The sequence below is a fragment of the Streptomyces sp. NPDC059477 genome, from assembly GCF_042749375.1.
Classification (GTDB): Bacteria; Actinomycetota; Actinomycetes; order Streptomycetales; family Streptomycetaceae; genus Streptomyces.
The window spans coordinates 1-19,971 of record NZ_JBHYUG010000040.1 but is presented as its reverse complement, the minus strand read 5'-3'; the positions used below and the strand labels follow the sequence as shown (position 1 = coordinate 19,971).

The 19,971-nt window shown below is 74.0% G+C and carries 8 protein-coding genes; 7 read left to right on the top strand and 1 reads right to left on the bottom strand.

The genetic code is table 11. The features are described from left to right. Positions 1-52: 52 nt before the first annotated feature. The gene (locus ACFXAZ_RS20925) at positions 53-1,096 is read right to left on the bottom strand and encodes a polysaccharide deacetylase family protein (RefSeq protein WP_384593138.1); all 1,044 of its coding nucleotides are present in this window, start codon (positions 1,094-1,096) and stop codon (positions 53-55) included. 276 nt (positions 1,097-1,372) lie between these two features. Between ACFXAZ_RS20925 and ACFXAZ_RS20920 the strand changes: the two genes are divergently transcribed. The 7 genes from ACFXAZ_RS20920 (at position 1,373) to ACFXAZ_RS20890 (ending at position 19,857) form a co-directional block, all read left to right on the top strand. After that, positions 1,373-4,756 (top strand): AMP-binding protein, encoded by a 3,384-nt coding sequence (locus ACFXAZ_RS20920; protein WP_384593135.1) that lies wholly within the window; start codon positions 1,373-1,375, stop codon positions 4,754-4,756. A 211-nt stretch (positions 4,757-4,967) separates the two neighbouring features. Beyond that, the gene (locus ACFXAZ_RS20915) at positions 4,968-8,195 is read left to right on the top strand and encodes an amino acid adenylation domain-containing protein (RefSeq protein ID WP_384593132.1); all 3,228 of its coding nucleotides are present in this window, start codon (positions 4,968-4,970) and stop codon (positions 8,193-8,195) included. Continuing rightward, the gene (locus ACFXAZ_RS20910) at positions 8,195-13,924 is read left to right on the top strand and encodes an amino acid adenylation domain-containing protein (protein ID WP_384593129.1); all 5,730 of its coding nucleotides are present in this window, start codon (positions 8,195-8,197) and stop codon (positions 13,922-13,924) included. The genes ACFXAZ_RS20915 and ACFXAZ_RS20910 overlap by 1 nt, the downstream gene beginning before the upstream one ends. 100 nt (positions 13,925-14,024) lie before the next feature. Beyond that, positions 14,025-14,603 carry a hypothetical protein gene (locus tag ACFXAZ_RS20905; RefSeq protein ID WP_384593126.1) on the top strand — a complete coding sequence of 193 codons (579 nt, stop codon included), beginning with the start codon at positions 14,025-14,027 and terminating at the stop codon, positions 14,601-14,603. 375 nt (positions 14,604-14,978) lie between these two features. Next, positions 14,979-15,635, top strand: a complete 657-nt coding sequence (locus ACFXAZ_RS20900) for a ThuA domain-containing protein (RefSeq protein WP_384593123.1) — start codon at positions 14,979-14,981, stop codon at positions 15,633-15,635. Beyond that, on the top strand, positions 15,620-16,696 hold the full coding sequence (locus tag ACFXAZ_RS20895) for a Gfo/Idh/MocA family protein (RefSeq protein WP_384593120.1): 1,077 nt from the start codon (positions 15,620-15,622) through the stop codon (positions 16,694-16,696). Before ACFXAZ_RS20900 ends, ACFXAZ_RS20895 begins: the two co-directional genes overlap by 16 nt. A 134-nt stretch (positions 16,697-16,830) precedes the next feature. Then, a complete protein-coding gene (locus ACFXAZ_RS20890; protein ID WP_384593117.1) occupies positions 16,831-19,857 on the top strand; it encodes an alpha-mannosidase in 3,027 nt (1,008 codons plus the stop codon). The last annotated feature ends 114 nt before the right edge of the window (positions 19,858-19,971 follow it).

Here is a 19,971-nt window from a genome sequence, read left to right as displayed (position 1 = left end):
CGAGAGGTGGCCCGCACCGGGACATGGTCCGCCCGGCATCGGGGACAGCCGGTCAGGGAGTTCCCGGCAGGCCCGCGAGGGCCTCCGTCGAGACGAAGCGCAGGTTCCGTTCCAGGAGGCCCTCGATCACGGCGGGCAGCGCCCGCACGCTCTGATGGCGGTCGCCGCCGCCGTCGTGCATGAGGATCAGTGAGCCGGGGCCCGCGTGATCGAGGACCGTCGTGGCGATCTTCTCGGGGCCCGGCCGGGCCCAGTCCCAGGAGTCGACGTCCCACAGGGCCAGCGCCGGGCCGTCCGCGAGGAGTTCGGTGAGGGTTTCGGGGGTGCGCGACCCGTACGGGGGGCGGAAGACGGCCGGGACGCGGCCCACGGCCCGGTCGAACGCCTCGCTGGTGCGGTCGAGTTGGAGCCGGAACTGGCGGGCGGTCAGGTCCGGCAGGAAAGGGTGCGACCAGGTGTGGTTGCCGAGGGAGTGTCCGGCGTCCACGATCCGCCGTACCTCGTCCGGCAGCGCGTTCACGTGCAGCCCGACGCAGAAGAAGGTGGCCTGGATCCCGTAGCGGGCCAGGATGTCCAGCACCTGCCGGGTGTACACGGGGTCCGGGCCGTCGTCGAAGGTGAGGGAGACCTCCTGACGGTCGCGCGGGCCGTGCCGGAACCAGCGGCCCGCCTCGGTGAGTTTCGCCTCGACCGGCGCGCTGCGGCGGATCCCCTCGTGGTAGTCCGCGTCCCGCCCGGTCTGGCCGCCGCCCTGCGCGGTCAGTGGTGACAGCGCCTCGCGCCCGGTCCTGGCCAGCTCCGCGAGGAAGAGGGCCGGTACCGAACCGAAGTCCGGGCGCTCGCCCAACTGCCAGGGATCGACGCGGTACACCTCCAGCCCGGCCGCCGTCAGCAGCCCGTCCACCAGGCCGTTCGTGCTCTCCAGGGCCACCGCGCAGGGGCCCTTGGGCGTTCTCTCCTCGCCGCACAGCCACCGGGTCAGTTCCGGTACCCGCTCCGCGCCCCAGTGCCTGGCCGCCATGGCGCGCACGCCGTCGGCGTCCACCACTTCGACCTGATAGCCATCGGCGGACCAGGCGATTCCCGCGTACAGCATCTGTGTGATTCCTACTCGCTCGCCCGGGTACGGCGACGTACCCGGGAGCCGGATGAAGGTGACGGTGAAGACGCGTGGGGGCGTGGGGGTATGGGGTGCCGGACGGGTCGGGGTGTCCAGTGAGGTAGTTGCACCTCTTGTGACGAGGGGTTTTGCCGAGAGATCCGGGCCCGGGGGGTCCGGCTCGCGCGGCCGATCCCCACCGATGTCCATGAACTCTCCATCATTGCGACACAAGTGCGACAGTGGCGCGCTATCCTTCGCCGTGCCCGCCGAATGGTCCAGACCATACCCAAGGGTGGACTTCGCGCGCCATGCCCAACGACCGACTCCTGTGTCATCGCATGTCCGGGTCAACTCCCGCACACGACCACGAACTTGGAGGGCGTCATCAACGCACCGCCCGCTGTGCCGACCGTTCCCGAACTGCTCGACGCCCGGGCCGCCCAGCAGCCCGACGGCGTCGCGATCCAGGTACGCGGCGGCGGCACCCTCACCTACGGCTGCTGGCGGTCACGGGCCGTCCGCGCCGCCCATGGACTCGCCGCGGCGGGAGTGCGCCCCGGTGACCTCCTCGCCCTGCGCTTCACCCAGCAGGAGTGGGACGCCTACGCGGTCGCCTTCCTCGCCACCCACTACGCCGGAGCCGCCGCGCTCGCGCTCCGCGCCGACCTGCCCGAAGCCGAGGCCGCCCGGCTCGCCGCGATGTGCGGCGCCGGCGCGGTTTTACGGGGGGCCGAACTGCCGTCCCTGAGTGACGGGTTGGGGGCCGCAGACCATCTGCTCGCCGAGGTCGAGTCGGTCGGCGCCATGATCGTCGGGGCCGGCGGTACAGCCGACGCCAGTACCGACGCCGACGTCAGCGTCTCGCCCCCGTACTTGCCCGCCCCCACCGACACCGCCCAGATCGTCGGCACCTCCGGCACCACCGGGGCGTCCAAGGGGGTCGTCGCCTCCCACGCCAGCCTGACGGCCGGGCAGCGGCTGAACCCGCGCCACCGGCCGTACGCCCACTCCCGGCACGCCCTGCACGCCTTCCCGATCGGCACCAACGCGGCCCAGATGATGGTCATCGGTGCGCTGACCGGCGCGCCCACGACCGTCGTCCTGCCCCGGTTCGACGCCGAGGAGTTCGGCCGGGCCGTGGCGGAACTGCGGATCGGCACCGTCTTCCTCGTCCCCTCCATGGCGATCGAACTCCTCAACTCCCGTGTCGCCGATCGCCATGACCTCTCCAGCGTGCTGCTGCTCTCCTCCTCGGCCGCCGCGCTGCCCGTACCCGTCGCCCTGGCGCTGACCGAGGCCCTGCCCAAGGCCACCGTCGTCAACGCCTACACCTCGGCGGAGGCGTCCCCCGCCCAGCTCTCCACCATCGTCGACCTCGCCCGCCCCGGGTCGGTCGGCCGCCCCACCGACCCCCGGGACCTGCGCCTCCTGGGCCCCGACGGGACGCCGGTGGCGCCCGGGGAGACCGGCGAGATCTGGCTCCGGCAGCCCGGCCCGCCCCGCAGCTACGCTGGTGACCCCGCCGCCTCCGACGCCGTCTTCCGCGGCGGCTGGGTGCGGATGGGCGACCTCGGACGGATCGACGACGCCGGATACCTCCATCTCGTCGACCGCGAGAGCGAGGTCATCAAGTCCGGCGCCCTCAAGGTCTCCACCCTGCGCGTCGAGGACGTCCTGCACGAACACCCCCAGGTCGCCGACGCCGCCGTCCTCGGCGTCCCGCACCCCGTCATGGGCGCGGTCCCGGCGGCGGTCGTGGTGCCCGCCCCGGACGGGCTCGACCTGGACGCACTGCGTCTCTTCCTCGCCGCGAGGCTGAGCCGCGCCGAACTGCCGGTGCGGATCCTGCTCGCCGACGAGCTGCCCCGCAACGCCACCGGGAAGACCGTCAAACACCGGCTGAGACCCCTTTTCGACGACCCCGGGACCTTCGACGCCTCCGGCCCCGACGACGACGTATCCCCGGCACCGCCCCGCACCCCCACCGAAGTGGCCCTCGCCACGCTCTGGCACGAGGTGCTCGGGCGCCGGGCGCGTCACACCGAGGACGAGTTCTTCGCGCTGGGCGGCGACTCCTTCCGCGCGGTGCGGCTCGCCTCGGCCCTCGGCGAGCGGTTCGGCGTCGACGCGAGCGCCGCCCTCGTCTTCGGCCGCCCCTCGCTGCGTGCCCAGGCCGCCTGGATCGACCAACGGGCCACCGACGCGGGCGCCGCACACCCGACGGCCGGCCCGTCCGCCCCCGACGACCCGCCGGTCCTCCCCCCGTACCTGCGCGCCCTGCGCGCCCAGCCCCACCAGGTCCCCCTCACCAGCCAGCAGGAGAACTTCCTGGACTGGATGGCCGAGGAACCCGGGCGTGACGTCGGCGCGGTCACCGCGCTCTTCCGGGTCACCGACCGGCTCGACACCGAGGCCCTCGGCCGGGCGGTCACCGCGCTCGCCGACCGCCATCCCGCCCTGCGCACCCGGTTCGTCCCTGTTTCCGCCGGACCCGACGGTGGACCTGGCGGACCCGACGGTGGACCTGGCGGACCCGGCGACGGACTCGACGGACCCGCCCACGTACCCGGACTGGTCCGCACCGTCCTGGACGCGGAACCCCGCGTCCGGCTCACCCTCCACGACGCCCCCGGCGCCACCGACGACGAGACCGACGCGCTGCTGATCGCCGAACGCGACCGGCTCACCGACCTGGGCGAGGACCCGCTCACCCGGCTGCTGGTCGTCACCCGCGGCCCCGAGGATCACGTCGTCCTGCTCGCCGTCCACCACCTCGTCGCCGACGGCTGGTCCATCGGCGTCCTCCTGCATGAACTCGGCCTCGCCTACGACGCCCTGCGCCGGGGCCGGACCCCCCGGCTGCCCGCCCACGCGATGCCCTACCAGGAGCTGGTGCGGTGGGCGGCGGAGCAATGGGAGGCCGGACGCCGTCACTTCGCCACCGCGCTGGACGGCGCCCCCTCCGCCCTCGACCCGTTCCCCGGCCGCCGGGACGTCGACCGGGTCCATACGGTGGCCCACCCCTTCACCGTCGCCGCCGGGCCCGCCGGGCGGCTGCGCGAGCGCGCCCGGGACCTCGGCGGTACCCCGTTCATGGCCGTCGCCGCGCTGTGGTGCGGGGTGCTCTCCGCCCGCTCCGGCGGCAGCGACCTGGTGCTGATGACGCCCGTACCCGGCCGGACCCGGCCCGAGGCCCAGCGGACCGTGGGCTGTCTGGTGCAGTCCCTGCTGGTGCGCGTCGACTGTTCCGGCGGCCCCGGCTTCGCCGAACTGGCCGAGCGGGTCCGGCTCGCCGCCACCGGGGCGCTGGACCACCAGATGTACCCGTACGCCGAGTTCAAGCCGCACCGGATCGCCTTCCCGGCCTGGCTGCGGTACGAGAACTGGGCCGCCGACGCCCACCTCCCGGGCCTGCGCTGCGAGCCGTGGACGCTGCCACGGGGGACCACCGTCCCCTGGCCGCTGCCCGGCGGCGACCTGGGTGTGCCCGAACTCACCGTCGTGGAACAGCCGGACGGCTCGCTGGACTGCTGGATCCAGTTCAACGCGCTGGCCTTCGAGGAGGGCGACATCATCGCCCTGGCCGATGGCTTCACCGCGGCACTCACGGCCGCCGCGGCTGTCGTGGCTGTCGTGGCGACTCCGGGCGCCTGACGCCCGTACCGCCCGCAGCTCACGCGATTTCCCTGCCCGCCCATCGACATCCATCGACATCCATCGACACGAGTGACCGGACCGCCGGGTGCCGCCGCCCCGGCCGTACGGCACCTCGCGCCCGTTTCCGCGCCCTGTCCCTGTCCGCGCTGTCCGCGCTGTCCCTCTCCGAGCCCGCCCGCACGACCGAGCCACCGAGGAATCCACACCCGTGACCAGCATCCCCGCGAGCCCCGCCCAGCAGGGCATCTGGATCAACGAGCGGCTCGCCCCGCTCGGTTCCGTCCACCACATGGCGTTCGCCCTGCACTTCGAGGGCGCCCTCGACGAACCGGCGCTCGCCGCCGCCGTCGCCGACGTGAGCGCCCGGCACCCCGCGCTCTCCCGCACCGTCCAGGAGGACGACGGCAGCCCCGTACTCGTCCCCGGCCCGGCCCCCTCGCTCGGGGTACGGGACATCGCGCCCGGATCGCGGGACGCCGTGACGGCCGAGGAGAGCGCGGCCCCCTTCGACCTGGCCGCCGGACCCCTTGCCCGCTTCACGCTGCTGCGCACCGGCATCCGCCGGGCCACCCTGCTGGCGGTCCTCCACCACCTCGTCCACGACGGCACCTCCACCGACATACTGCTCACCGATCTCGCCGCCTGCTACGCCCACCGCACCGGCCACGGCCCCGCCCCCGACCCGCTGCCCGCACCCCCCGGCACCACACCCTCGTACGGGCCCGGCGACCTGGCCGCGGCGGCCGAGCACTGGGGCGGACGGGAACTGCCCGACCCCACCGTCCACCTCCCCGGCCTCGGCGCCGACCCCGACGGCCCCTCGGGCCCCGGCACCGGACCCGGCGCGTTCGTCTCCTTCGACCTCGACCCCGGGCTCCGCGCCGATCTCGACATCACGGCCGGGAAGATCGGCGTCACCCCCTTCGAACTCCTCCTCACCGCCGTGCACACCCTGCTGCTGCGGTACGGCAACGAGCGGCCCGCCGTCGCCGTCGACCTCGGTACCCGCGGCCCCCGGGACGAGGGCCGGATCGGCATGCACGTCAACGAACTGCCCGTCGTCAGCGCACCCCGACCCGACACCCCCTTCGGGACCTTCGCCCGCGCGATCCGGGCCGAACTGCGTGCCGCCTACCCGCACCGCCGGATCCCGCTGGCCCGCGCCGCGCGAGGCGTGCGGCCCGGCGTCACCCTCGCCCCGGTGTCCCTCACCTACCGGCGCCGGATGGCCCCCGTGACGCTGCACGGTCTCGGCACGACCACCGACTGGTTCGTGTTCCCCGGCACCGCGCGCGGCGCCCTGCGCGTGCATCTGCTCGACGGCCCGGACCGGCTCAGCGTCCTGCTGATCCACCGCACCGACCGGCTGGCGCCCTCGCGCGCCGAGCGGATCGGCGCCCATCTGCGGCGCCTGCTCGCCGCGGTCGCCGCCGCCCCCGGCACCGCACTGGCCGACCTGTCCTTCCTCGACGACGCCGAACTCGCCCCGCTCACCGGGCCCGCGCCGGACGCCGACACCACGGGCGCCACCCTGCCCGCCCTGCTCACCGCCGCCTTCGCCGCCCACCGCACCCGCCCCGCCCTCACCGCCGGGGACCGGACCGTCACCTACGGGGAACTGGCCCGCGCCGCCCACGGACTGGCCCGCACACTGGTCGCCGACGGGGTGCGGCCGGGAACCGTGGTCGCGGTCTGCGCCGAACGGTCCGCCGAGACCGTGGCCGCCGTGCTCGCCGTCACCCTCGCCGGGGGCACCTACCTGCCCGTCGACCCCGGATATCCGCCGGACCGGGTGGCGTTCGTCCTCACCGACTCCGGCGCCCCGGTGGCCCTGGTGCAGCGACGCACCGCCGACCGGGTTCCCGCCGGGGTCCGTACGGTGCTCATCGACGGCTTGTTCGACGCCGAGGCGCCGGGGGAGGGGGCCGCCGCCGGGGCGCTGCCGGGGGGCGCCGGGGATGCCGTTGCTTCGGCGGAATCCGTGGGCGAATCCGTGGGCGAATCCGTGGGCGAATCCGTGGATGCATCCGTGGATGAACCCGTGGGCGCAACCCACCCCTCCGACCTCGCGTACCTCATCTACACCTCCGGTTCCACCGGCCACCCCAAGGGCGTCGAAGTGCCCCACGGCGCCCTGGCCCATCTGCTGCTCGCCTTCCGTACGTCGCTGGCGTCCCGTCCCACAGACGTCTGGCTCGCCGTCACCTCCCTCTCCTTCGACATCTCCGCGCTGGAACTCCTGCTGCCGCTGATCACCGGCGGCCGGGTGATCCTCGCCGACGAGAGACAGGTGCGCGACGGCCGGGCCCTCACCGGCCTGGTCGCGCGGCACGCGGTCACCCATCTCCAGGCCACCCCGTCCGGCTGGCGCCTGATGCTGGACGCGGGGCTCGACGCCCCCGGTCTCACCGCCCTCAGCGGCGGCGAGGCACTGCCCCTGCCGCTCGCCCGCGTCCTGCGCGACCGGGTCGGACGGCTCTGGAACGTCTACGGCCCCACCGAGACCACCATCTGGTCCACCGCCGCCGAAGTGCCCCCGTCGCCCGCGGAGATCACCATCGGCCGCCCGATCGCCGGGACCACCGCCCTCGTCCTGGACCGCTGCGGACGGCCCGCGCCCCACGGAGTCCTCGGCGAACTCGCCCTCGGCGGCGCGGGCCTGGCCCGCGGCTACCGTGACCGGTCCGCCCTGACCGCCGAACGGTTCGTCACCGACCCGGCGACCGGCACCCGCCTCTACCGCACCGGCGACCTCGCCCGGGTCCGCCCCGACGGCGCCCTCGACTGCCTGGGCCGCCTGGACGACCAGGTGAAGCTACGGGGTCACCGCATCGAGCCGGGCGAGATCGAGGCCCGCGTCCAGGAGCACCCGTCCGTGGCCGCCGCCGCTGTCGCCGTACGCGGCACCCCCGACGCCCCGGGCGGACAGATCCTGACCGTGTACCCCGTCTGGCGGCCGGGCGTCCCCGTCCCCACCCTCTCCGAACTGCGCGCCTTCCTCGCCCTCACGCTGCCCGCCGTGATGCTGCCGGGTGCCGTCCACGCGCTGCCCGCGCTCCCGCTCACCCCCAACGGCAAGACCGACCGGCGCGCCCTGCCCGAACCCGACCGCGACCTGCCGGCCCCCGACGCCGCCGAGATACCCGGCGCGGCCGGGACACCCGACGGCACCGCGCCCCGCCCCGACGACGACCCCTGGGACGAGGTCACCACCGAGGTCGCCGCCATCTGGCGCGAAGTGCTCGGGCTCACGTCCCTCGGCCTGGACGACGACCTCTTCGACCTCGGCGCCCACTCCCTGACGATCACCCAGGTCGCCGCCCGCATCCGCGACCGCCTCGGCGCCGAAGTGCCGCTGCACATCTTCTACGAGGCCCCCACCGTCGCCGCCGTCGCCGACGCCGTCACCCTCGAACTGCTGGCGGAGGAGCACTGATGGCCCTCTCGGACCGGCCCGCGCCCGCCCCCCTGGACCAGGGGATGCCCATCCCGACGACCGTGCCCGCGCCGGTCCCGGCCCCGCCCTCACCCCCCTCCCCCCGACCCCGCCGCACCCTCACCCCCGAACAGAAGGCCCTCCTCGCCGCCCGCCTCCGCGATCGCCCCGCCTCCGGCACCCGTACGCCGTCCGTCCCTCCGCGTCCGCCCGGCACCCCCGCGCCCCTGTCCCTCGCCCAGGAACGCCTCTGGTTCGTGGAGCAGCTCACCCCCGGCACCGCCGCCTACGTGCTGCCCATCGCCGGACGGCTGCGGGGCGCGCTCGACGCCGACGCGCTCGCCGGGTCGCTGCGGCTGACCGCCGTACGGCACGAGACGCTTCGGGCGTCCTTCCCGGCCGATGACGACGGCGGCCCGCTGCTGCGGATCGCGCCGCCGGACACCTTCACCGTGCCCTGGCGCACCCTGGACCTGAGCGCGCTCCCCGAGGAGGAGCGGGAGGCCGCCGCACGCGCCGAGGTCGAAGCCGAGGTCGCCCGGCCCTTCGACCTCGCCGCCGGGCCCCTGGTCCGCGCGCTGCTGCTGCGCCTCGCCGCCGACGACCATGTCCTCGCCGTCTGCCAGCACCATCTCACCGGCGACGGCTGGTCCGCGTCCCTGCTGCTCGACGAACTCCTCGCCGGGCACCAGGACCTGGTGCGGGGCGCCGAGCCCGTCCGCGCGCCGCTGCCCGTCAGCTACGCCGATGTCGCCCACTGGCAGCGCGAGCGCCAGGAACTCCCGGCCGCGCGGGACGGTCTGCGGTACTGGCGTGACGCGATGACCGGCGTGCCCGCGCTCGAACTGCCCACCGACCGGCCCCGGCCCGCCCTGCCGGGGCCCGGCGGCGCCACCCACACCTTCCGGCTCGACCCGGCGACGTACGCCGCCGCCCGCGCGCTGTCCCGGGCCCGGGGCGCCACCCTCTACATGACGCTCCTCGCCGCCTTCCAGGTCGTGCTCGGACGCTGGTCCGGGCAGCCGGACTTCGCGGTCGGCACGCCGTTCGCGGGCCGTCCCAGCGAGGCGACCGAGGGGGTGATCGGCCTGTTCAGCACCATGCTCCCGCTGCGGGCCGACCTGAGCGCCGACCTCCCCGACGGGCCGTCCCCCGACTTCCACACCGTCCTCGCCCGGGTCCGGGCCGCCGCCCTGGGCGCCCAGCAGCACCAGGACACCCCCTTCGAGCGCCTCGTGGAGGCCCTGGACCTGCCGCGCGATGTCAGCCGCCCGCCCCTGTTCCAGGTGTCCTTCGCGCTCCAGAACCATCGCGCCCAGCGATTCGCGCCCCGCGACCTGGAGTGGCGCACCTTCCCGTTCCACGGCACCGGGGTCCATCTCGACCTCGGCCTGTACTGCACCGAGACCGACGACGGACTCGACGCCTTCCTCACCTACCGCACCGACCTGTGGGACCCGCGGACCGCCGCCCGGCTCGCCGAGCACTGGCAACGCGTCCTCGCCGGAGCCGCCGCCGACCCGCACGCCCCCGTCGGCACCCTGGAACTGCTCGGCCCCGCCGAACGCCACCGCGTCCTGACCGAATGGAACGACACCGGCACCGCCACCCCCCGCGCGGCGACCCTCGCCGACGCCGTCACCGCCCAGGCCGCCCGCACCCCCGACGCCACCGCCCTCGTCCACGACGGACACACCCTCACCTACGCCGCCCTGGACCGGCGGGCCAACCGGCTCGCCCATGTGCTGCGCGACGCGGGCGCCCGCCCCGATGCCCTGGTCGGTGTCTGCCTCGACCAGGGCATCGAGCAGGCCGTCGCCCTGCTCGCCGTCCTCAAGGCCGGGTCCGCGTACGTCCCGCTCGACCCGGAGCAGCCCCCGCGCCGCCTCGCGCACATGCTCACCGACTCCGCCCCGGTCGTCCTGGTCACCACCGCCGCCCATCGCGCCCTGCTGGACGGCGCCGACAGCCCCGTACTCCTGCTGGACGACCCGGCGGGGCCGCTCGCCGCCGCGCCGGACACCCCGCCCGACCCGGAGGGCGGGGCCGGACCGGACCATCTCGCGTACGTCATCTACACCTCGGGGTCCACCGGCACCCCCAAGGGCGTCGCGGTGCAGCACCGGCAGGTGCTCACCTATCTCGACGGGGCGCGGCAGCGGTTCGCCGAGGCCGGACTGACCGACGGCGCCCGCTATCTGCTCCTCCAGTCGCTCGCCTTCGACTTCGGCCTCACCACGCTCTATCTGTCCCTCACCACGGGCGGCACCCTGCACCTGCTCCCGCCCCGCACCCCCGGCCCCGAACTCGCCGCCCACCTCGCCCGGCACCGCATCGACTGCGTCAAACTCACCCCCTCCCATCTCGCCGCCCTCACCGCCGAGGTCGACGACCCCGCCGAACTGCTGCCCCGGCGGCTGCTGATCCTCGGCGGGGAGGCGTCCGGCTGGGAGTGGAGCCGGGGTCTGGCGCGGGCGGGGGCCCGTACCGGCTGCCGGGTCGTCAACCACTACGGGCCCACCGAGGCGACGGTCGGTGCCACCACCCATCTGATCGACCCCGACCGCCCCGCCGAGGGGCCCACCACCCCCATCGGCCGGCCGCTGCCCGGTGCCCGCGTCTACCTCCTCGACGCCCAGGGCGCCCCGGTGCCGCCGGGAGCGGTCGGCGAGCTGTGGATCGGCGGCGACCGGCTGGCCCGCGGCTATCTCCACCTGCCCGACCTCACGGCCGCCCGCTTCCGGCCCGACCCCTTCGTCCAGGACCCGCCGGGGCCGACACCGCCCCGCATGTACCGCACCGGCGACCTCGCCCGGCACCGCCCCGACGGCACCGTCGAGTTCCTCGGGCGCGGCGACGACCAGGTCAAGATCCGCGGCTACCGGGTCGAACTGGGCGAGGTCGAGGCGCATCTGGCGCGGCTGCCCGGCGTCGGACAGGCCGTGGCCGCCGCGCGCGGCCCCGCGGACGGACTCATCCTCGTCGGCTACCTCGTGCCCGCCGACCCGGACACCCCGCCCCCGCCCGCCGCCGAACTGCGCCGCCTGCTCGCCGAGCACCTCCCCGACTACCTGGTCCCCTCCCGTTTCGTCGTGCTCGGCGAGCTGCCCCGTCAGGCCCACGGAAAGACCGACCGGCGGGCCCTGCCGGAGCCCGGACGGCCCGGCCCCGGCGAGGGCGCCGACCACATCGAGCCGCGCACCGACGCCGAACGGACCGTCGCCGCCCTGTGGGCCGACCTGCTCGGGCTCGAACGCGTCGGCGCGCACGACGACTTCTTCGACCTCGGCGGACACTCCCTGCTCGCCATGCGGATGGTCGCGTCCCTGCGCCGGCTGCTCGGCCCCGAGGCCGGCATCACCCTCATGGATGTCTTCCAGCACCGCACGGTCGCGGCCGTCGCCGCCCTCGCCGACCGCACCGGGCAGGAGCGCGGCCCACGCCGCCTGCTGCACCGGCTCACCCCGCCCCGGCCCGGGCGAGAGGTCACCCTCTCCCTGGTCTGTCTGCCGTACGGGGGTGGCAGTGCCGTCGTCTACCAGCCGCTCGCCGATGCCCTGCCGGACGGTGTGGCGCTGCACGCCGTCGCCGTGCCCGGCCACGACCTCGGCATGTCGGAGGAGTCACTGCCGCTGGCGGAGGTGGCCCGGCGCTGCGCGGACGAGGTGCTGGAGTCCGTACCCGGACCGGTCGCCGTCTACGGGCACTGCGGGGTGGGTGCCGCACTCGCCGTCGAGACGGCCCGGCTGCTGGCCGCCGCCGGACGTGAGCCCGCCGCCGTCTATCTCGGCGGCATCTTCCCCTTCGCCCGGCCCACCGAGGGGCTGCTCGGTCTGCTGTCCCGGTTCTCCGTCCTCGACCGGCGGCGCAGCGGGCGGCTCCATCTCAACTGGCTGCGGTCGATGGGCGCCGACCTCGAAGGGCTCGAACCCGAGCAGGTGACCACCGTCGTCCGCAATGTGCGGGAGGACTCCCGGGCCGCCGAGGCGTACTTCACCGAGCGGCTCGCCCAGCCGCCCGCCCGGCTCAGCGGCCCCGTGGTCTCCGTCGTCGGCTCGGCGGACCCGGGCACCGAGTTCCACCGCGAACGGTTCCGTGAATGGGGGTTCGTCGGGCCGACGACCGCGGTGGCCGTGCTCGACGAGGCCGGCCACTACTTCCTCAAGCACCGGGCCGCCGAACTCGCCGAGATCGTCACCACCGTCCATCCGGCGGTGCGGGAGTCGGCCGCGGACGCGCGGGAGCCGGAGGGCCTGACCCGTCAGGGGCGTCCGGCCGGGGCCACCTGGTGGCTGGACGGGGCCCATCACCACGAGCCGGCGGCGGCCGGTGAAGCCGATGCCGCCGCCGATGCCGATGGGCGGGTCCGCACCCGTCGTGACACCCGCCGCTTCGTCGCCGTCGCCGCGTCCCAGACGGTCTCCCAGACCGGTTCCGCGCTCACCGAATTCGCGCTGCCGCTGTGGATCTACCTCACCACCGGCTCCGTGGCCTGGTTCGGCCTGTTCGCCGTCCTCGGCATCGTGCCCGGACTGCTCGCCGCGCCCGTCCTCGGCAGTCTCGTGGACCGTGTCGACCGGCGCCGGGTCATGCTCGTCACCACCCTGGTCTCCGGCTCGACGGAGGCCGCCCTCGCCCTGCTGCACGCCTTCGGCGCCCTGCACCCCTGGCACGTGGGGGCGCTGATGGCCGTCCTGTCCGTGTCCCTGACCGGACAGCGCCTCGCCTTCCAGTCGGCCATCCCGCAACTCGTCCCCAAGCGCTACCTCGGTCACGCCAACGGAGTCGTCCAGATCTCCGGCGGCATCGCCCAGGTCGTGGCCCCGCTGGCCGCCGTCGGGCTGCTCGCCGCGATCGGTATCGGCGGGGTGCTGCTCCTGGACGTGATCAGCTACGCGGTCGCCGCGACCGTCCTGCTGACCGTGCGGTTCCCCCGTACGCTGCCCGCCACCCGCCGCGAGACCCTGCGTCAGGAGATCGTGGCGGGGTTCCGGCTGGTCGTCGCGGAGCGGGGCTTCCGGGCCATGCTGGTCTTCTTCGCGGTGCTCAATCTGTTCCTGCCGGTGCTCTTCCAGATGATCTCGCCGCTGGTCCTCGGCTTCTCCTCGCTCGCCTCGGTGGCCTCGGTCTCCCTCGCCGGGGGCCTGGGCGCGGTCGTGGGCGGGCTGGCGATGGGGCTGTGGGGAGGTCCCCGGCGCCGCCGGATGCGGGGCATGCTCCTGGTCGTCCCGGTCCTCGCCCTGTTCTGCGCCCTGACCGGGCTGCGGCCCGATCTGCTCGTGGTCGGCGCCGGGGTGTTCGGGATGTCCGCGTCACTGTCCCTGCTCAACGGCATCTATCTGACGATCGTGCAGGTCAAGGTCCCGCAAAGGTTCCATGGCCGGGTGATGGCCCTCAACCAGCTCGTCGCCTGGTCCACCCTGCCGGTCGGCTTTCTGGTGATCGCCCCGCTCGGCACCGAGTTGCTGGGTCCGCTGATGACCTCCGGCGGCGCCCTCGCCGACACGGTGGGCGCCGTCCTCGGCACCGGGACCGGCCGGGGCATCGGGCTGCTGTATGTGCTGCTGGGGGCCGCGATCCTGCTGCTGGGCGTGGTCTCGCTGCGGGTGCGCGGACTCGCCCGCTTCGACCACGAGGTGCCCGACGCCCAGGCCGACGACCTGGTGGGCCTGGCCGCGCTGTCCTCCGGACGGCGTGAGGGGGTGGAGGACCACCTGAGCAGGGTGTGATGCGCGGGGGCGGCGCCCGAGCAGGGGTGCTCGGGCCCCGCCCCGCCGTCCTCGCCGATGGTGTCACCGGCCGGGATGCGCACCCGGCTACCCTCCCCGCATGTCTCTCACCGCTGACCAATTGACCGGGTACGTGGACCGGAGTCTCGACGCCGATCTGGCGCGCTGGTTCCCCGACGCACCCCGGGTGGACATACCGGCCCCGACCCGGCCGATCGCCCCGTTCCTGTCCCGGCTCCCGCACGAGGCCGCGACCGCGTTGGCCGTTTTCGATCGCAAGGTCCGCTCGGGCGGCCTTGCGCAGTTCCTCGACATCTACGACTGGTCGTACGCCTTCGACTTCGCGGCCAACGACTGCCAGATCCTGGACTCCGACTACGAGACGGAGCTGTCGGGTGACGAGGTGTGGTCCCTCGGCTGCGACGGCTCAAGCAACTACTACGTCATGCTCACCAGCGGCAAGGTCGCGCTGTGGTTCCACGAAGAGCAGGTCGTGGAGGGCCATACGCGGTACGACAGCCTCGACGTGTTCCTGTGGTCCGCTGTCCGGTACCAGGCGGTACGTGCCGGGACCCTCGACCTGGCGGCGGTCGAGGCCGACTTCCGGTCCCTCGGGCAGCCCGGCGTGCTGGCACCGGAGATCGGGCTCCTCGCCCGGCTGTCCGGTCACCGGGCGTAGCCTCGTTTGCGTACGCAATGGGTGAAGGGGGTCCCTCGCGCCGAGGATGCGAGGGACCCTCGGCGGGGCCGCGACGGGAGAACTACAGCGCTTTCCCATGCGTCGGCAAGAGCCGCGGCGGAGTTAGTCCAACGTATTGACAAACGATGACGGCGGTTCATACCTTCCGAGAGAACCACTACTCGCCACCAGTACGCACCACTTCGCATCACCACCCAGCATCACCCAGTACCAACCCGGTACCACCACCCAGTACCCGCCCGAACAGGAACACCTCCCGCTTCGGTCCGCTTCGCTGGGTGTCCTTCCCACCCCACTCACCACTTCGACCGCCGTATCTGTCCCACGCGGCGCCGAAAGGGAGCGTGTATCCACTTGACCACCCACACCCGACGGGCGCTGGTCGTCCGCGGCGGCTGGGACGGGCATCAGCCCGTGACCATCAGCGACATGTTCGTCCCGTTCCTCAAGGAACAGGGCTTCGCCGTCGAGACCAGCGAGGACCTCGCGGTCTACGAGGACGCGGAGCGTGTCGCAGCCAATGACATCGTTGTCCAATGCTGGACCATGGGCACCCTGACCCGTGAGCAGAGCGCCGGGCTGGCCGCCGCGGTCGCCGCGGGGACGGGCCTCGCCGGCTGGCACGGCGGCATCGTCGACAGCTTCCTCGACCACGGCTACCACCTGCTGACCGGCGGGCGGTTCGTGATGCATCCGCCGGGCTTCCACGACCACACCGTGACCCTGGCCCCCGAGCACGCCGAGCACCCGGTCATCGCGGGCCTGACGGACTTCGACGTGCACACCGAGCAGTACTGGGTGCTCACCGACCCGTACATCGACGTGCTCGCCACCACCACCTTCCCGCCCGACGAGCTGCGTGACCGGCCCGCGGTGATGCCCGCCGTGTGGACCAGGACCTGGGGCGCGGGCCGGGTGTTCGTCTCGACCATCGGGCACAAGCCCGACGACTTCGACGTGCCGCAGGTGCGCACGCTCACCGAAAGGGGACTGCTGTGGGCGAGCCGCTGAGGATCGGCATCGTGGGCGCGGGGAAGATCAGCGGCGAGTATCTGGCCACCCTGGAGCGGCTGACGTCGGTACGGCTCACGGCCGTCACCGACCTGGACCGGGGCCGCGCCGAGTCGGTCGCCGCCCGGGTCGGGCACGAGGTGGCCGTGGCGCCTACCGTGGCCGACCTGGTGGCCAGGGACGACGTGGACGCCGTACTCAATCTGACCATCCCCGCCGCGCACGCGGAGGTGGCGCTCACCGCGCTCGCGGCCGGAAAGCACGTGTACGGGGAGAAGCCCCTCGCGGCGGACCGCAAGGAGGCCGACGCGGTGCTCACGGCGGCGCGCGAGGCGGGGCTCCGGGTCGCCTGCGCCCCCGACACCGTGCTCGGCACCGCGACGCAGACCGCCCGCAAGGCGGTCGACGACGGGCTGATCGGCACTCCGGTGTCGGCCACGGCGTTCATGACGAGCGCCGGGCACGAGAGGTGGCACCCGGACCCCGAGTTCTACTACCGGCCGGGCGGCGGCCCACTGCTCGACATGGGCCCCTACTACCTCTCCGCGCTGGTCCATCTGCTCGGCCCGGTGGTGAAGGTGACCGGTGCCTCCTCCCGGCCGCGCGCCGAGCGGACCATCGGCAGCGGACCGCGCGCCGGGCAGACGTTCCCGGTCGAGGTGGACACCCACATCACCGGCGTCCTGGAGCACGCGGGCGGGGCCCTGTCCACGCTGATCATGAGCTTCGACGTACGCGCCGCCCACCTGCCCCGGATCGAGGTGCACGGCACCGAGGCCTCGCTGTCCGTGCCGGACCCCAACGGGTTCGCGGGCCCCGTCGAGATCCACAGCGGTGACGGCTGGCAGCCGCTGCCCGTGACCGCCGGCTACCAGGAGGCGGGCCGGGGCACCGGACTCGCCGACCTGGCCGGGGCGCTGGAGGCCGGGAGCCCGCACCGGGCCTCCGCCGAACTCGCCGCCCATGTCCTGGACGTGATGCTCACCCTCCTGGACGCCGCCGCCGAGGAACGCGCCCTCCCGGTGACGAGCACCTGCGAACGGCCCGCCCCCGTGCTGTGACCCCGCTCCCGCGGCCGGACCGCGCCCCGCGCTCCGACCCGGCCACCGCGCCCTGACCCCGCCCCCGACGAGTCCCCTCGCACGCCCCTCACCGTCCCTCCCCCCACCCCTGCCGCAACAGGAGACCTTCTCTTATGCACGACGACCGGAAGCTGGTCGAAGCCCGCCTCGAACGCGTTCTCAGAGAGCGCATCCGCCCGGCGGTCCACCCCCTGTCGATCCCGTTGTCCGTCGAGATCTGGTCCACCACCGGCGAGCCCGTCCCCGTCGCCGAAGGGCTGACGGCGGACACCCGCCCGATCGCCCCCGGCACCGCGTGGGGCGCGCCCTGGGGGACCAGCTGGTTCGACGTGAGCGGCACCGTGCCCGAGGAATGGGTGGGCCTGACCGTCGAGGCCGTCCTCGACCTCGGCTTCACGCCGCGCACCCCCGGCTTCCAGTGCGAGGGCCTCGTCCACCTCCCGGACGGCACCCCGGTGAAGGGCCTGCACCCGCGCAACGACTACGTCCGCGTCGGCGCGCCCGTGGCCGGCGGCGAGCGGGTGCACTGGCGGATCGAGGCGGCCTCCAACCCGGACATCGACGGCGTCGACCGGCCGCCGTTCCAGCCGACGCACCTCGGCGACAAGGAGACCGCGGGCGACCAGCCGCAGTACGTGCTGGGGGACATGCGGCTCGCGGTGTTCGACGAGACCGTGTGGAACCTCGTCATGGACCTGGAGGTGCTCGGCGAACTCATGGCCGAGCTGCCCCTGGAAGGCGCCCGCCGCTGGGAGATCCTGCGCGCGGTCGCCCGCGCCCTGGACGCCGTCGACCTCCAGGACGTCGGCGGGACCGCACAGGCCGCCCGCGACGAACTCGCCGGTGTGCTGGCCACGCCGGCCGGCCCGGCCGCGCACCGCATCAGCGCCGTGGGCCACGCGCACATCGACTCCGCCTGGCTGTGGCCGCTGCGCGAGACGGTCCGCAAGGTCGCCCGGACGGCCTCCAACATGACCGCGCTCCTGGAGCAGGAGCCGGACTTCGTCTTCACCATGAGCCAGGCGCAGCAGTTCGCCTGGCTCAAGGAGCGGCGGCCCGAGGTCTACGCCAAGGTGAAGAAGGCCGTCGCCGACGGCCGGTTCGTGCCCACGGGCGGGATGTGGGTGGAGTCCGACACCAACATGCCGGGCTCGGAGGCCATGGCCCGGCAGTTCGTGCACGGCAAGCGGTTCTTCCTCGAAGAGTTCGGGATCGAGAGCGACGAGGTCTGGCTCCCCGACACCTTCGGGTTCGCCGCCGGTCTGCCGCAGATCATCAAGGCGGCCGGCTCCAACCGGCTGCTCACCCAGAAGATCTCCTGGAGCCGCACCAACTCCTTCCCGCACCACACCTTCACCTGGGAAGGCATCGACGGCACCCGCATCTTCACCCACTTCCCGCCCGTCGACTCCTACAACTGCGAGATGACCGGCAGCCAACTCGCCCACGCGGCACGCAACTTCAAGGAGAAGGGCGCGGCGACCCGCTCCCTGGCGCCGACCGGATTCGGCGACGGCGGCGGCGGCACCACCCGCGAGATGGTCGCCAAGGCGGCCCGGATGCGCAGCCTCGACGGCGCCCCGAAGGTCGTGTGGGAGACACCGCAGGAGTTCTTCACCCAGGCCGAGGCCGAGTACCCCGATCCGCCGGTATGGGTGGGCGAGCTGTACCTCGAACTGCACCGGGCCACCCTCACCAGCCAGGCGCAGACCAAGCGCGGCAACCGCCGCAGCGAGTCACTGCTCACCGAGGCCGAGCTGTGGGCCGCCACCGCCGCCGTACGGACCGGATTCAGCTATCCGCACGAGGATCTGGACCGGATCTGGAAGACGGTGCTGCTCCACCAGTTCCACGACATCCTGCCCGGGTCGTCCATCGCCTGGGTGCACCGGGAGGCGCGCGAGACCTACGCCCGGCTGGCGGACGAGCTGGAGCAGATCATCGGGGCGGCACAGCGGGCCCTGGCGGGGGAGGGGAGCGTGGAGCTGGTCTTCAACTCCGCCCCGCACGAGCGTGGCTCCGCCCCCGCGCTGGGCGCCGCCGCACACGGACAGGGCGGCGCGGTGACCCCCGTGCCGCGCGCCGAGGGCGGCTACGTCCTGGAGAACGACCGGCTGCGGGTCGAGATCGACGCGCGTGGCCTGGTCGTCTCCGCCTACGACCACGAGGCCGGGCGCGAGGCCGTCGCGCCGGGGCAGGCGGCCAACCTGCTCCAGCTCCACCCGGACTTCCCGAACCAGTGGGACGCCTGGGACGTCGACGCCTTCTACCGCAACGTCGGGCGCGACCTGACCGACGTGAGCGCACTGGTCGTCGAGGGCGGCGCGGTGCGGATCGAGCGGGCCTTCGGCCACTCGACCGTCACCCAGTGGCTCACCGTCCCGGCGGGCGCCAAGCGGCTCGACATCGCCACCGAGGTGGACTGGCACGAGACGGAGAAGTTCCTCAAACTGGCCTTCGCGCTGGATGTGAAGGCCGACCGGTACGCCTCCGAGACCCAGTTCGGGCACACCTACCGGCCCACCCACCAGAACACCAGCTGGGAGTGGGCCAAGTTCGAGGCCTGCAACCACCGTTTCGTGCACGTCGACGAGCCGGGCTTCGGCGTCGCCGTCGTCAACGACGCCACGTACGGCCACGATGTGACCCGCGCGGTGCGTACCGGCGCCGACGGGGGCACCACGACGACCGTCCGGGCCTCCCTGCTGCGGGCGCCGCGCTACCCCGACCCGGAGACCGACCAGGGTGTGCACCGGTTCCACCACGCGCTGGTGCCGGGCGCCACGATCGGTGACGCGGTACGCGAGGGCTACCGGGCCAACCTGCCCGAGCGGCGGGTCACGGGATCCGCGCAGCGGGTCGCCCCGCTGGTCAGCGTGGACAACGACGCCGTGGTGGTCAGTGCCGTGAAGCTCGCCGACGACCGCAGCGGTGACCTGGTGGTCCGGCTGTACGAGGCCAACGGCGGCCGGGCCCACACCACACTCCGGGTCGATGGCGTGGCCGCCGACCGGGCCGTACTGACGGACCTGCTGGAACGTCCGCTCCTCGACGAGGAACGGCCGGCCGAGCGGGACGGCGCGCTGGTGCTGAGCCTGCGCCCCTTCCAGCTGCTGACCCTGCGCCTGCCCCGCACCTGAAAAGCCCCGCGCGGGTACGGCGGCACCTGACGAGCGGCGTAGCCGGGCGGCACCCAACCCCCACCCCCGCTAGACACACGCCCCCGGCGCCCGCAAGAGCCCGCCCACCCCCCC